Origin of the sequence: Parabacteroides sp. AF17-3 (assembly GCF_003635445.1) — a bacterium.
GTDB classification, from domain to species: domain Bacteria; phylum Bacteroidota; class Bacteroidia; order Bacteroidales; family Tannerellaceae; genus Parabacteroides; species Parabacteroides goldsteinii.
In genome coordinates, this window is sequence record NZ_QTMM01000014.1 from 419 (window position 1) to 13,217 (window position 12,799).

The following is a 12,799-nucleotide window of genomic DNA, read 5'->3' on the forward strand; positions in this document are numbered from 1 at the left end:
TAGCGGCCCTCTTTCTGTCATGGCGGGCTTGACCCGCCACCTCATCATACTGGTTGATTCTTAGTCAAGTATGAGGTCCCGGGTCAAGCCCGGGATGACAGAGCTGACGCTCCGATATAAAAAAGATAGGTTCATATCTGACAAAAGTTGAACTCTATAATAACCCAATTATTCAACCTCTAAAACCTCAGTTTCCTCTTTGGGTTTGAAAAGGTCTTTGATAAACAGATAACCGATTCCACCGAATATGGCAAGGAATACAAACCCAATCAGGATCAGCAGCTTCTTGGGAGAAGCTGCTTTTAAGGGAACCGTGGCGGGCTGTATTATTGTATACACCGGTGTCTGTTCCTGTACCCGGAGTTTATCCTGTTCCAACTTCTGGGCCAATGTATTGTAAACATTGAAGGTTAATGTCATTTCATTCTTTAAACGTTCCTGTTCCGTACGGTAGCTGGCTGAGATGATATTCTTGTTGGCATCCTCAAAAGCCGCATAAGCACGTTGTGCTTTGTAGTAGGATTCCCTGGCTTCACTAAATACTTTCTCTGTGAATTCAAGATCTTGTTTCACTTTCTGGGTACGGTAATTTGTGATGTATCCCTGAAGTTTTTCTAAAACAATTTGAGTAATATTCGCCGAGATCAACGGGTCCTGCATCTGAACGGAGACAGTGATCACCAATGTCTTTTTATCTACAGAGGCAGAAATGCGCTCCTGCAAATCCTCTATCACATCAGACTGCTCTTTTGTTAGATGAAAAGAGGATAATTCCGTACTGTTCTTTTCCTCTTCCTTTGAGAATAAATCTTTCACTACACCCAACAGTTTGAACGGAGCCTGCATTACATAACTCCACCACGCACTTTTCTGATCCTCATTCATATATTCGTACAATGTCGATGAGTAATCTCCTTTTTCACTCTCAACCTGTACCGGAAACAACTCCAACAGAAAAGGAATACTCTGCACCACATCCGGATACAAATCCGGAGAAATAGCATCCGCTCCCGAAGAGCTGTTCAGGTTAATCCCTGCCATGGCGGCCAATCCACCCAGATTCCCCATCTTTTTGGATGGATCAGACGTTTCGGGTGCCAACTTTACCGTTGTACTATATTCTTTTGGTATGCTAAAAGCGACCACCAATCCTACAACTATCGCGATTCCGCAGCATTTGAACAGGAACTTACGTTCCCCCCATAGCCGTTTAACCAACTCTACCAGGTCTATCTCCTGCACATTGTCTGTCTCAGGGGTATTCATTTGATTCATATCCACTTTGTTAATTGAAAATTAAAGATTGAAAATTGAAAATTATTTCAGCGTGTTGATGATAGAGGTGACCATGGCTGCCATCGAAGTGGTTGAACTGGCTATACTCAGTACCTCTGCCAGGCTGGTCTTACGATCGCGCTGTGTCTTGGTCGGAACGACGATTTCACACCCGGGTTCTACCTTCGGATAACGTTTAAAGAAGATAAAGCATTTCTTTGTCGTTGCCACCTTTCCGTTCATATAGATCACAATCGGATATTTGCGGGCAATATCGTTATAGCCGCCGGCTTGCGACAGACAATCTCCCACAGACATCCCTTTCGTATAGGTCACGCTGTTTGGATAAGTTACGGCGCCGTTTATCTTTACCGTACTTTGCAACTGAGGAATATAAAGTTCATCCCCGTCACGCAATACCACATCGTGCGCACTCCCCGGATTTGCCAGGGCCTTTTCCAAATCGATACCCACCGAGTAGTCTTTGATGTTTTCCAGTGACAGGGCAACCGAATCGCGGCTCTGTTTATTGGAACTCAGTTGCAGCAGAGTTTCCAGGCGGCGCATTTCATCTTCTGTCAACTGACGTTTCAGGCTTGCCCCTTTTACATAGGCATCAGGAGTTATCCCTCCGGCTTTGGCTATGATATCACTCAAACGGGAATTCTTTTCTGCCAGTACATAATCGCCGGAGAAAGTAATTTCACCATTTACCTTCACCACCTGTTGTTCCTGATAACCCGGTGAGAAACGCACATACACTTCATCAAACGGTTCCAATGTAAAGACCGTATCGCTTTTCTTTCCATCCGTAGAGATCAAACCTAAATTATCGTTCAATGCAAAATTGAATACTTCGGCTGTACGGTTAGTGTTCTCGTAAGTTTTTGTATCCTTAATCCTTCGGGCTACTTCCACATTGACCGTTGCTGCCGATTCCTTTAATCCGCCGGCCATCATAATGGCATCTTCAACGGTCAGGTTATTCCGGTAAGGAAGGACAGTGTCTATGTAATTCACCGCTCCACTTACTTTGATCGTATAAGGTTCGCGAAGGTCAAACAGGGATGGAATGTTCAGTTGGTCTTCCGGTTTAAGTTCTATATCCGGAGACGTGCCACTGAGAATGCCACGAATGTTTACGGCTATAACAGTCGTTGTGAAATCCAGATTCAAACGGGTAATCTGGGCACGGCCGGTAAACTCATCTCCTTTCAAACCCGCTGCCTGGTTGACCAATTCTTTTACGGTATGTACCGCCCCATTCAACTCATATTCTCCCGGACGCCAGACTGCTCCTGTCACTGTCAGACGGTTTTCGTAGAAGGGGATCACAGAATCCACCAACAAAGAATCGCCATCCATCATCGCAAAAGTAGGATATTTATCTTCCGTAACAGTAGCTATCTGATAACGGCTTCCGGCTTTTCGTTTAATACGGACATCTTTCTTGTACGCATCTCCGGTAAAACCTCCAGCCATATTCAAAAGTTGCTGCAAAGTTTCTCCTTTTTTCATTTCGAAAATGCGGTTACGTTTTACCTTACCTCTTACAACAGCCAGCTGGTCGTAAGGAGAAACGATCACCATATCATTTTCTTCCAGACGGATATTCGTATTGTATTTGCCGTTCAGCAGATAATCATATACATCCAGTTTAGCCACTTCCTTACTGTTACGGTACACTTTTATTCCGCGAAGCGAACCAATCTCATTTACACCCCCTGCTGCATACAGAGCATTAAACAAGGTAGCAAACGAAGGTAATGTATATGTTCCCGGAGCAACGACTTCACCTACAATATTGACTTTGATGCTGCGTATCTGGCTCAGACTAACGGATACGAACGTATTAGCCCCGTCCGTACTTCCAGACTCTGTATTCCCGGACAAGGTAGACATGATCCGCCCCAGTTCCTGACGGATACGATTTTCAGCTGTTTCAATAGTCAGTCCACTTACAGATACCGGACCCAGGTTAGGGATAAGAATTGTTCCTTCAGGAGAAACCTTCAATTTTAGATTCAGTTCTGAATCTCCCCAGACATTGATCAGCAATTCGTCTCCGGCAGATAAAACATATCCTTTGGGAGTCGGTACATTCAGGTCCGGTTCAAAGGACAGGTTCTTGTTTGAGAATATTTCACGGCCAAACACTGTACCACTTAAATCTCCCGCCGGACGATTGGCATCCCGCTGAGCATCCAGAGGAAGTATTCCCTTTCCATCCGGAACCGTGACCGTACGGTCTGTAACCACAGCTTCCGATGCCGTACGTGCGGTCTGTTCCGCTCCGGACTGTCCCATCCGTTTATTCATCTCCTGACGGATCTGGTCATCCGTCATACCCGCGGCTTTCGCCTTGTCAATCAAATCCAGGGGTACCTGTGCCGCTAGCGGAACCGACAGACACAGTAATCCCCCCAATAATACATTTCTGATTACGTTATTCATATTGTTATTTGTTTTGTTGTTATTTCGATTTTAGAAAAAATTGAACTATCTACGGTGTCTTTTAACGAGGCTCGCCTCGTGCCGCAGGCTCTATTTTGCCGTTGGTTTCAACCAACGGTTCTAAATACAGGAGGCAAAGCCTCTTCCTCCGTGGGATTTATCCCCTTTCATTATACATATCAGGAAAAGGGGTTGAAACCCACAGAGGAAGCCGGTAAAACCGGAAGTTTTATCTATCCGTCAGTTGAAACTGACGGCAAAAGAGAGCCTGCGGCATGGGGCAAAGCCCCATTAAAGAAAATAGTTCAAATCTGATAAATTATGAATCAAAATTTCCTGAACTCCAACCGGGCATAATCCGATTGCAGGACCAGATGCTTTGATGTTAATTCTTTGATACCGAAACGTTGCTCCGTCCCGTTCATCCCGAATGGCAATAAATCTTCAACTTTGCTGACCGGCATGACTACAAACAATGAATCTCCGGTATATTCCATATTGCCGGTCTGACTGGTTACATCAACCTTCATCAGATTGATTGTATGCAAAGCAACACTGTAGTAAGCCCGTTCCGGCATCTCTTCCTCTCCTGATGCATATGCTATTTTCATGATCTGCCAGCGACCATCCAGGTCTCCGTTGATCGGCATTTTTCCGCAGGCACTGACTATTAGGGTCAGCAACACCACTATTATGTATCTTTTCATTGTATTCATCGTATCCATCCTGTTTTTCTGATTGTTAACATGCCGCCGGCACTTTTACCCAACATTTCGCCTCTGTCAACACCTAGCGATCCTGTAAAATCCCAGCCTTTTAACTGATGTGGCGTATAAGTTAATTCTATCAATGCATTTCCATTCTTTTTGATCTCATAAAATGGCAAACCATAAGTTCCCCAGTTACGGGTAAACGATAAAAGTATCCGGTATTGCAAATCGTTGACAGGATTACCCATGATCCCGAAATGATGTCCTTGCATACGCGAACTTTTAAAACTAATATCACCATCTGTATTATAGATTGGAGACATAACCAACGGATTACCGATTCCCATTCCCCAATGCTGCCAACCGGTATAAATGCCATGATTATAATAATTATCCGCACCACTCACCTGTTCAGGTATCTCAGGGGTATGGTCCCAATAAACAGGACCGGACTGGTCTTTCGTTGAGATATATTCGTAAACGAAACTACCGATCACCCGATTTTTGGGAAACGCTATTTCTATTCCTGCCAGGCAATCTTTCCAGCCATATTCACCGAACATCTGCGAATGGTCTTCAAAATAATGTTCGTAATAGGGACGGATTGTCCAGTTTTTAGGAGCATACCACGTCAAAGAAAAATTCCAACTTCCTAAGTGATTTCCATAAATATTCGTCTGTTCTCCAAGCGGGGTGTCACTGCTCCCCCCGCTCGGAATAAACACCTTAAAGAAATCTTTTATCCCATTCGGCATATCGGTTTTCTTATCTCCAATAAAAGCATTTCCCCCGAATTGAGCAGCCATCTCAAGACCTCCTTCAAAGATCAAAGGAAACTTCTCCCGGTTACCGACCTTCACATACAAATCTTTGGAATGATAAAGTACATGCTCCGTATGCTTTCCTCCCGGCTTAATAAAATCTTTTTGCCAGCCGTCATCCGTAAACAGACCATAAGCGATATGACCTTTAAATGCCAACCAACCTTTTGTCCCCGGAACAAGCGTATATTCAGGAATACCGATACGAACCTGCGGAATTGGACGGGCATTTCCCGAGAATGTCAGTCCTCCACTACTAAGGAACGGATTATTGAACTCGCTATGCCGCTCCTTGCTTCCGATACTCAATCCCAGGCAACGGTATTTCAGATCCGCATACAATTGTTGCACTACAAAAGTCGAAGTAAAATTATAAGCGACAGCCAGATCCACCCCGAAAGCATACGAGAAAGGTTTATCCTTTTCCAACTCCCGGAAGACACCTGCACGCAGATACCCGTTATTCTTTTCAATGGACGAAAGTCCCTGCTTGTTTGCCGTCAACCAGAAAGGAGTATGCTCCCCTCCGCTAAAGCTGACACCGGTCTCCGCCCGATAACTCAGCCCTTTGGAAAACTGAGCATAAGAGTTTAGGGGAAGCACTAAAATACCTCCCCAAATAAGTAAGTTTGATATTAATTTCATTTGTTTTTGATTAGAAATAATTGAACTATCCAACCATCAAAGTGACTCATCTGTTACAGGTTCATTTGCCGTCTGCTTTAGCTGACGGTTTATAAGCTGGTTCTTTTTTTTGGCTTTAGCCACATTTCTCTCAGATAGAAAGCTTTAAGAAATGGGACTAAAGTCCAAAGAGATAGATTCTTTACTAGTCCGTCTGCTAAAGCAGACGGCAAATAAACCTGTAATAGTCAAGTGAGGTTGACGACAGAATAGTTCAATTTTGATAAATAGTGAATCTATTACTATCTCCATTGGCATATTGACACATTACCATATTGGCATATTATTATCATTAAGGTCTTCCCAATATTTCTACTATACATTCCACCTGTTTCGGTGTCATGACACGTTGCTTGCGATTCCAGCCGGCGGCTTTCAGAAGAGTGACCAGAATCTTGTTTGCCAATACCCAGGCTTTCAAACGGCGGGAAGCTGCCGCCGGTGTTATCATCGGACTGTACAGGATACCCAGTTCAAGCCAACCGAAACTACGGTTCTTCCATTTCTCCTCCTCTTCGTCCCTATCCGGCTTCTTATTTTTCTGATCCTCTTTCATAGCCACCTCCAATCCATGGTACCCGGACGGCCATCCCGAAGCGAAAGGCCTGTCCGGTGAGCAAGCATCGTACCCAGATTCCGAAACAACTCTTCCCTGTTTCCTTCAATCTCCTTCCACATCAACACACGGACCTGGCTACAAATCCGGTTAAGCAAAAGCATCTCTTCGGAGGCAAACAAATTCCTCTGCATCTTACAAATGAATTTGGCAAATGCCTCTTTCCCTCCGGAGCGAAACAACGAATCAGGGTCCTCCCCTTCAGGCAATTCGCCTCCGACCGCCAGGATACCTTCACGACGTAGCGAAGCCACAGCCGTAGCAGTAGCTTTCCGCCCTGCCTCATCGCCGTCAAGCAAAACAACTGCCTGCGAAGCGTATTTCTTCAGCAATCGGATATGTCCGTCACACAAAGCCGTCCCACAGAGAGCCACCGTATTAACAAACCCGGCTGCATGCATGGCGATCACATCTTTGTAGCCTTCCACCAAATAGACAAGACCTCTCTCTGCAATCGCCTCCTTAGCCCGGTAAAGACCATACAGATGATCACTCTTCTTATACCCGTTTGCTGCCGAAGTATTGATATATTTAGGTTCATCCGGATTTCCATCCGATTGTTTCCGCGCGGCAAAACCTATCAGTCCCCCTTCCTCATCCCGAATCGGAAAAATAACACGTCCCCGCATAGCATACCATTCTTTCGGCACCATACCCGGCGAAACGCCCACCTCAAAATCCAAATAAACGGGCGTCAATTCCGAATCACCGCAAGCATAAGGAAGAAGGGAGGAAAAAAACTGTAAGTTTTTTTCAATTGAAAATTGAGAATTGAAAATTGAAAATTTCTTCTCATTGCTATTCACAGGAACAGGCTTCGCCTTTCTTTCATTAATTTTCAATTTTCCATTTTCAATTCCCAATTTCCCCGCTGCTTCCACAAAGCTGCAACGCTCCATCTTCTGTACGAAAGCAATCACATCCCCATGTTCACCGCAAGCATAACAAGCGAATGTCTGTTTCTGCGGATCGACGATCAACGACGGATGATGGTCGTCATGGAACGGGCAAAGCCCTTTAAATAACTTGCCACAGCGCAACAGGTTGACATAACCTCCCGCCACATCCTCTATGCGGACCGAACTTTTTATTTGATCGATATTATAGTGTGTCATATCGTTCCTGACATTAATAATCCGTTATTTTAGTATACGAAGCATTATAACGGAAACGGGCAATGCCGGTCGCACCGTTCCTGTTTTTTACAATATAGAGTTTACCTACTCCCACCAGACTTTCACCGGTACGTTCGTCTTTGACGATGCCGTAACGCTCCGGGCGGTAGACAAAAAATACACAATCGGCTACCTGTTCGATAGTTCCCGAATCACGCAGGTCGCTCATCACCGGGATATGCGCCTTATCGGGACGCTGATCGCTGGCACGGTTCACCTGCGAAACGACAAGCACCGGACAGTCCGCATCCAACGCCAGTTGCTTCAGCGCCGTGATGTTACGGCCAACCACCTGTTCCTGGGTATCGTTCTTCTGACGGATACTGCCCAACAAATGCAGATAATCGAGTATCACGAAATCACATTCGCCCTTCTTACTTTTCAGCATCACCTTCGAACGGATATCCGACAACGTGTTACAAGCCTTGTAATCAATATACAACGGCAGATGCTCCAACTGCTTTCCGGCCTTTTCGAGCACCTCCAGTTCGTGCGCCGTCATGCCGGAAATACGCAGATGATCCGGATCGACATCCGTGATGCCGGCCAGGATACGGTTTAGCATCTGCAAGTTCGACATCTCGAGACTGAAGAGGCAGACATGTTTGCCGGCCCGGGCAGCTTGTACGGCAATATGCAGAGCCACAGCTGTTTTCCCGTCGCTCGAATGGCCCGCCAGTACGGACAATTCCCCTTTATGAAATCCTCCGGTGACATAATCGAACTCGCTGATCCCGCTCAGCAAACGGTTCCGGTCATGAGTGCCCAGCAATCGTTCGCGATGCCATTCCACCACTTCGGCAGCCAATTCACCGACCGGACGTATCGGCTCGCTGGTCACCAGTTTCTCCCTTAGTTTCATCAACGACTCTTCCGCCTCCGTTATCAGCGATTCCGGTTCAGAGCCGAACTGGCAACTTTTCATATTCAGCATAGCCGACAACTGTGCCAGGCAACGCAGGGTATATTGCTTTTTTATCTCCGCAGCATAGTGCAACACATTACCGCCATGGCGCACATTCAGCATGGCAGTCAGCAGAAACGCCAGTCCGTTCAGTTCTTTCCAACGCTCCTCGTCCAGCCGACGCATCTCAACATCAACCGACACCATATCCGGTTGCACCCCTTGTTCGTACAGGTTCATCGCTGCCTGAAAAACAAATCCCAGGGCAGCATCCGAAAACATTTCCTTATGCAGCAATGTCGACACCAGTCCCGGAGCATCCACACTGGTCAGCAGGCAGCACACCAACGTGCTCTCCACCTCCGACAACGTCAGATCTTTCTGTTCGTCTACATCCTCTTTCATGCTTCGCCTCCCTTTCCTTTTGGCTGAAATTGTTTGCTACGGCCTCCCATCGCCTGTTCGGCAGCAGCCATTGCCTGAGCGGCAGAAGTATCATTGCCGCTGTCATCCATACTTTCTGTTATCTGTCCCGAAAAATAATTATAATTACAAATCTTGATTTTTGTGCCTCCCGCCACAGGACCATATTCGATCAATCGTTCCCGAGCCAACTTTCTCAGATAATAACCCACCGAACCGACACTGATATCAGTACGATCAGCCAGGAACTGATAAGTACAAAAATACTCCCCTACATGGCAAACGTATTGGATACGTCCCAGTTTCATAAATCCGGGTTTGAAATAACTCATCGTTGCCAATGCCATGTAGATACGGGCTAGGTGACGTTCTTTCTTACTGGCACTGACCGACAGCGCCAACACTTTTCGAGGCATCTTCATAAAAGACTTTCCCATCCACAATGCCTCCGGGTTTTCTTTCGTTTGTTTTACGCTCATAATAATCACATTTAAAGAAAATTAATATTTGCCCCGTTATGAGATTACTATTTGCGCTAAAACTTGATAGTCATAATCCCGAAGCACTACCGTATGTAGACTCTATGCATATCCGGATGCCTCTCTTTTAATATAGTTAGAACTATCTTTCTTATCTAGAATTTATAAATCGTAATTTCCATCGTTTTTTCGCAAATGAAATAATACCCTAACGTTCTGATGCAAAGTAAATCATTCTTTTCCGACTTTTGAGAACTGTTTTGATGCCAGTTTCACAACTTAAATAACACGATTACAGTAAGTTACAAATTCTATTTACTACGTTGTTGTTTTCTCTCCTTCTTTTTACTCCTTTCGACTGCCTGGTCGATCTCCCAAAAGGTATTCTGAGCCGCCTTTAAATGATTGTAAATCGTAACGACTTCGTATCCCGTTTCAAAAATCAAGTCGATGTAATCGGCCAGTTCTTCCAACGAACAATCCAACATTCCACAACGGGCCATGGCCGCGATGTAAGCGAGGAACAAATCCGGAGATTTCACCCGAATGCGTTCCATCGGCAAACGTCCCGTATCGAAACCGCAATCATGCAGGATCCCGATCCGGTTCTCTTTCAGGAAACGCTCTCCCAAAGTATTCCATGTTTTCAGCGCCTTTATGACCGGTTCTCCTAAGAACCAGGTAAACAACATCACGTACCGGTTTTTATCCGGTTGTTTATCCAGCCATTCCGTCAAAGGATCGAGCGACAGGTGTTCACCGGTTATTGCCCGAATGTTTTTTTAAAACTTCCATCAATTTTGTTTTTATCTGATTTATTTTCAACTTATTTACTTGCTGTCCCATTTGTTTATAAATTTAAGTTGTAATCAGGGTTATTAAGTTGTGAAATTGTCTTTTTATTCTTTCTTCAAAACATATATGTTTCGTTCGCAAATCATATATGTTTTGCCGTTAAAATACCTATGTTTTAATAGTAATTATCAGCTCCTTTTATGATAAATAATAACCACCTTTATTCTCTTCCAACTACTGCTATCTGCTTCTATCCGGCAGGCACTTTTCCGCAGCAATTACCTTTGTAATGTTATCGATAACCAACAATTTTCAATTATTAATTTTCAAATTTCAATTAACATTATGCCATTAAAATTCAGACTTGTCAAAAGAAGAGACATGAGTAAGGATGCGGCCGAAGGGGCCGAACTTTACTATGCACAGACCAGCATCACCAAAAAGGTCGACCTGAACCGTATTTGCAGCCGTATCAGCAAATACAGTACTGCCAGCCGCGGTGATATCCTGCTGGTACTCGACGGACTCTTGTCCGTCATGAATGAATCGCTGGCCGACGGAGAATCGATCCATTTGGGCGACTTCGGTAGTTTCCGGATGGTTGCCGGCAGCAAAGGATCTTCTACGGAAAAGGATTTCAATACCTCTCTGTTCCACCGGGCACATATCGTTTTTTACCCCGGTACGATGCTGACGGATACCATCCGTAATGCCAGTTTCGAGAAATACAACATCCCCGGCACGGAAAGCAAACCGGAAGAAGGGGGCGGCAGCGACCGTCCGGAAATCGAGTAAAATAATTATTCTTTATTATGGTAAAACAAGAATACATTAAACAGTATCTTTTCCCCGCTCAAAAGGCGGGGGAATGTTTCGGAATCAATCCGATCGTCATCCTTGCCCAATCAGCCATCGAAACCGGTTGGGGAGAAAGTACGCTGGCAAAGGAACATCATAATTTCTTCGGTATCACCGCCTACGGACGTTCCAACGCCTTCTGGAAAGGGACAAAGACCGATCTGTCGGAAAATAGCGGCCATACTTCCTTATGGTTCCGCACCTACGAATCAGCGGAAGACAGTTTTATGGACTTCGCCCGTCTGATCCACACCACTTATCCGGTAGCTGCCTCACTCAGTGCCCATCCTTCGGCTTATGCCAAAGAGATCGCTTACAGTAAATACATCAGCGAAGTGAATGGTGACAACCGTGCTGCTTATCAGAGGATGTTGGTGTCGATTTGCCGGACGATTGAAAGGATGCCTGTTTGCTGAGTTCACCTTTTATCAGATTTGAAACATTTCTAAATATTAATATATACAAAATGAAAACTCTTGAAACCATTCTCAACTTCCTCACCAGCCTTGCCCGGATCATCTTTCCCCGCAGGCAAAAGCCGGCTGCCGGTGACTGCCCTTGTCCCCATCCCTATCCTCGTCCTCTTCCTGATGGCGATCACCCTGCTGTCTCTACTGATGGAGCAGACAGAAGTGACGCTGACGACTATCGGAGCGATACTCTCGCTCTCAACCAGGGCGACTGGGGAACCAAACAACGTGTCGAACCCATAGACATTGCCGGTTACAGCCTGATGGCTGCGGGACTGATCGGCGGTCTGTACAAATTATTCACAGCATGAGTTACAAAGAAAATTACCAACGCATGATCCACTGCAACAAAGCGACCGGATATGCCATCTATGACTGTCTGTTGAAGGCTTACCGAAAACATGCCAAAAGCATGGATGTCTCCGGGATTACCGACCGGGATATCTCCCGGATCAGTAAAAAGCTATTGGTGAGCGAACGCTGGATACGTCATATCTTATGTAAATATCATCTGTTTTTCATTATCATCGACCAGTATTTTCCGGAAGAGGAATGGAAAGATGAAGAAACGGATATTTGATTGTTTAAAAGAGATGTAGCAAAAGGTTCACTTAGAACTATTGCTACATCCTTTTACTTATTTTACTAATATATTCATTTTTGACAATGATTGCCTGTTATCCCATATATAAACTATATGAACAATATCATTTTCAACAAAATACCAATCAAAAATCTGCTTCATTATAGTTAAGGCTTCAATTTCCCAATGTACAATATACATTACCAAGATTTTATAATCGTCATTGCTTCTTCATTCGTTACATATTCTCCTCGTTCGAAAGCAGCTTCTGCTTTATCTAAAATCACATTCAACTCCTCTACCGAACAACTCCCCGGACATTTTTTCATCTCTAATGTTTCCTGATGAAGCAACGTCTGTAAATATTGCCGAACTTTTTTTAAACTTTCTACGGATTTTAGACGTCTGAGACCGTCTTCAATCTGTGTTCTTTCTAATTGAATCTCTGTTGTTTTCATAATTATGTGTTTTGTAAATACGAAACAAAGGAACGAATTAAAATTCTAGAAAACAAATAAAATCTATCTAATCACAAAACGATATATAAAGTCT

Annotated in this window: 14 protein-coding genes; 4 read left to right on the forward strand and 10 right to left on the reverse strand. The window is 44.6% G+C overall.

Translation table 11 applies throughout. From position 1 onward, the window contains the following. Positions 1-168: 168 nt before the first annotated feature. The 9 genes from DWW91_RS18100 to DWW91_RS18145 form a co-directional block, all read right to left on the reverse strand. The gene (locus DWW91_RS18100) at positions 169-1,275 is read right to left on the reverse strand and encodes a Wzz/FepE/Etk N-terminal domain-containing protein (RefSeq protein WP_122328511.1); all 1,107 of its coding nucleotides are present in this window, start codon (positions 1,273-1,275) and stop codon (positions 169-171) included. Between the two features lie 42 nt (positions 1,276-1,317). Continuing rightward, the gene (locus DWW91_RS18105) at positions 1,318-3,729 is read right to left on the reverse strand and encodes an SLBB domain-containing protein (RefSeq protein ID WP_122328512.1); all 2,412 of its coding nucleotides are present in this window, start codon (positions 3,727-3,729) and stop codon (positions 1,318-1,320) included. Between the two features lie 326 nt (positions 3,730-4,055). Further along, complete coding sequence (locus DWW91_RS18115) at positions 4,056-4,445, reverse strand: lipocalin-like domain-containing protein (protein ID WP_122328615.1); 390 nt, start codon at positions 4,443-4,445, stop codon at positions 4,056-4,058. After that, complete coding sequence (locus DWW91_RS18120) at positions 4,442-5,905, reverse strand: capsule assembly Wzi family protein (protein ID WP_122328514.1); 1,464 nt, start codon at positions 5,903-5,905, stop codon at positions 4,442-4,444. The genes DWW91_RS18115 and DWW91_RS18120 overlap by 4 nt, the downstream gene beginning before the upstream one ends. 331 nt (positions 5,906-6,236) lie before the next feature. Then, positions 6,237-6,500 (reverse strand): DUF4248 domain-containing protein, encoded by a 264-nt coding sequence (locus tag DWW91_RS18125; RefSeq protein ID WP_010802861.1) that lies wholly within the window; start codon positions 6,498-6,500, stop codon positions 6,237-6,239. After that, positions 6,497-7,675, reverse strand: a complete 1,179-nt coding sequence (locus DWW91_RS18130; RefSeq protein ID WP_122328515.1) for a DNA primase — start codon at positions 7,673-7,675, stop codon at positions 6,497-6,499. The genes DWW91_RS18125 and DWW91_RS18130 overlap by 4 nt, the downstream gene beginning before the upstream one ends. Before the next feature lie 13 nt (positions 7,676-7,688). Beyond that, positions 7,689-9,044, reverse strand: a complete 1,356-nt coding sequence (locus DWW91_RS18135) for a DnaB-like helicase C-terminal domain-containing protein (protein WP_122328516.1) — start codon at positions 9,042-9,044, stop codon at positions 7,689-7,691. Beyond that, positions 9,041-9,541 (reverse strand): hypothetical protein, encoded by a 501-nt coding sequence (locus DWW91_RS18140; protein ID WP_122328517.1) that lies wholly within the window; start codon positions 9,539-9,541, stop codon positions 9,041-9,043. Before DWW91_RS18140 ends, DWW91_RS18135 begins: the two co-directional genes overlap by 4 nt. A gap of 311 nt (positions 9,542-9,852) precedes the next feature. Next, positions 9,853-10,233: a hypothetical protein gene (locus tag DWW91_RS18145; RefSeq protein ID WP_147426555.1), complete on the reverse strand. Its 381-nt coding sequence runs from the start codon at positions 10,231-10,233 to the stop codon at positions 9,853-9,855. Positions 10,234-10,681: 448 nt separating this feature from the next. On the opposite strand from DWW91_RS18145, the gene DWW91_RS18150 reads away from it, so the two are divergent. The 4 genes from DWW91_RS18150 to DWW91_RS18165 are packed head-to-tail and all read left to right on the forward strand — an operon-like array spanning position 10,682 to position 12,244. Beyond that, positions 10,682-11,131, forward strand: coding sequence for an HU family DNA-binding protein (locus DWW91_RS18150; protein ID WP_122328519.1), 450 nt, complete (start codon positions 10,682-10,684; stop codon positions 11,129-11,131). A 17-nt stretch (positions 11,132-11,148) separates the two neighbouring features. Continuing rightward, positions 11,149-11,610 (forward strand): glucosaminidase domain-containing protein, encoded by a 462-nt coding sequence (locus DWW91_RS18155; protein ID WP_122328520.1) that lies wholly within the window; start codon positions 11,149-11,151, stop codon positions 11,608-11,610. Between the two features lie 50 nt (positions 11,611-11,660). Continuing rightward, positions 11,661-11,975 (forward strand): hypothetical protein, encoded by a 315-nt coding sequence (locus DWW91_RS18160; protein WP_122328521.1) that lies wholly within the window; start codon positions 11,661-11,663, stop codon positions 11,973-11,975. Next, positions 11,972-12,244 carry a hypothetical protein gene (locus DWW91_RS18165; RefSeq protein ID WP_122328522.1) on the forward strand — a complete coding sequence of 91 codons (273 nt, stop codon included), beginning with the start codon at positions 11,972-11,974 and terminating at the stop codon, positions 12,242-12,244. Before DWW91_RS18160 ends, DWW91_RS18165 begins: the two co-directional genes overlap by 4 nt. A gap of 203 nt (positions 12,245-12,447) precedes the next feature. Here DWW91_RS18165 and DWW91_RS18170 read toward each other — a convergent pair whose 3' ends face one another. Further along, positions 12,448-12,705, reverse strand: coding sequence for a hypothetical protein (locus DWW91_RS18170; RefSeq protein ID WP_048317725.1), 258 nt, complete (start codon positions 12,703-12,705; stop codon positions 12,448-12,450). Positions 12,706-12,799 lie beyond the last annotated feature (94 nt).

Excerpts from the sequence above, each read along its gene's own strand:
- DWW91_RS18100 (WP_122328511.1), bottom strand. The coding sequence starts at position 1,275 with ATGAATCAAATGAATACCCCTGAGACAGACAATGTGCAGGAGATAGAC.
- DWW91_RS18105 (WP_122328512.1), bottom strand. The coding sequence starts at position 3,729 with ATGAATAACGTAATCAGAAATGTATTATTGGGGGGATTACTGTGTCTG.
- DWW91_RS18115 (WP_122328615.1), bottom strand. The coding sequence starts at position 4,445 with ATGAATACAATGAAAAGATACATAATAGTGGTGTTGCTGACCCTAATA.
- DWW91_RS18120 (WP_122328514.1), bottom strand. The coding sequence starts at position 5,905 with ATGAAATTAATATCAAACTTACTTATTTGGGGAGGTATTTTAGTGCTT.
- DWW91_RS18125 (WP_010802861.1), bottom strand. The coding sequence starts at position 6,500 with ATGAAAGAGGATCAGAAAAATAAGAAGCCGGATAGGGACGAAGAGGAG.
- DWW91_RS18130 (WP_122328515.1), bottom strand. The coding sequence starts at position 7,675 with ATGACACACTATAATATCGATCAAATAAAAAGTTCGGTCCGCATAGAG.
- DWW91_RS18135 (WP_122328516.1), bottom strand. The coding sequence starts at position 9,044 with ATGAAAGAGGATGTAGACGAACAGAAAGATCTGACGTTGTCGGAGGTG.
- DWW91_RS18140 (WP_122328517.1), bottom strand. The coding sequence starts at position 9,541 with ATGAGCGTAAAACAAACGAAAGAAAACCCGGAGGCATTGTGGATGGGA.
- DWW91_RS18145 (WP_147426555.1), bottom strand. The coding sequence starts at position 10,233 with ATGTTGTTTACCTGGTTCTTAGGAGAACCGGTCATAAAGGCGCTGAAA.
- DWW91_RS18150 (WP_122328519.1), top strand. The coding sequence starts at position 10,682 with ATGCCATTAAAATTCAGACTTGTCAAAAGAAGAGACATGAGTAAGGAT.
- DWW91_RS18155 (WP_122328520.1), top strand. The coding sequence starts at position 11,149 with ATGGTAAAACAAGAATACATTAAACAGTATCTTTTCCCCGCTCAAAAG.
- DWW91_RS18160 (WP_122328521.1), top strand. The coding sequence starts at position 11,661 with ATGAAAACTCTTGAAACCATTCTCAACTTCCTCACCAGCCTTGCCCGG.
- DWW91_RS18165 (WP_122328522.1), top strand. The coding sequence starts at position 11,972 with ATGAGTTACAAAGAAAATTACCAACGCATGATCCACTGCAACAAAGCG.
- DWW91_RS18170 (WP_048317725.1), bottom strand. The coding sequence starts at position 12,705 with ATGAAAACAACAGAGATTCAATTAGAAAGAACACAGATTGAAGACGGT.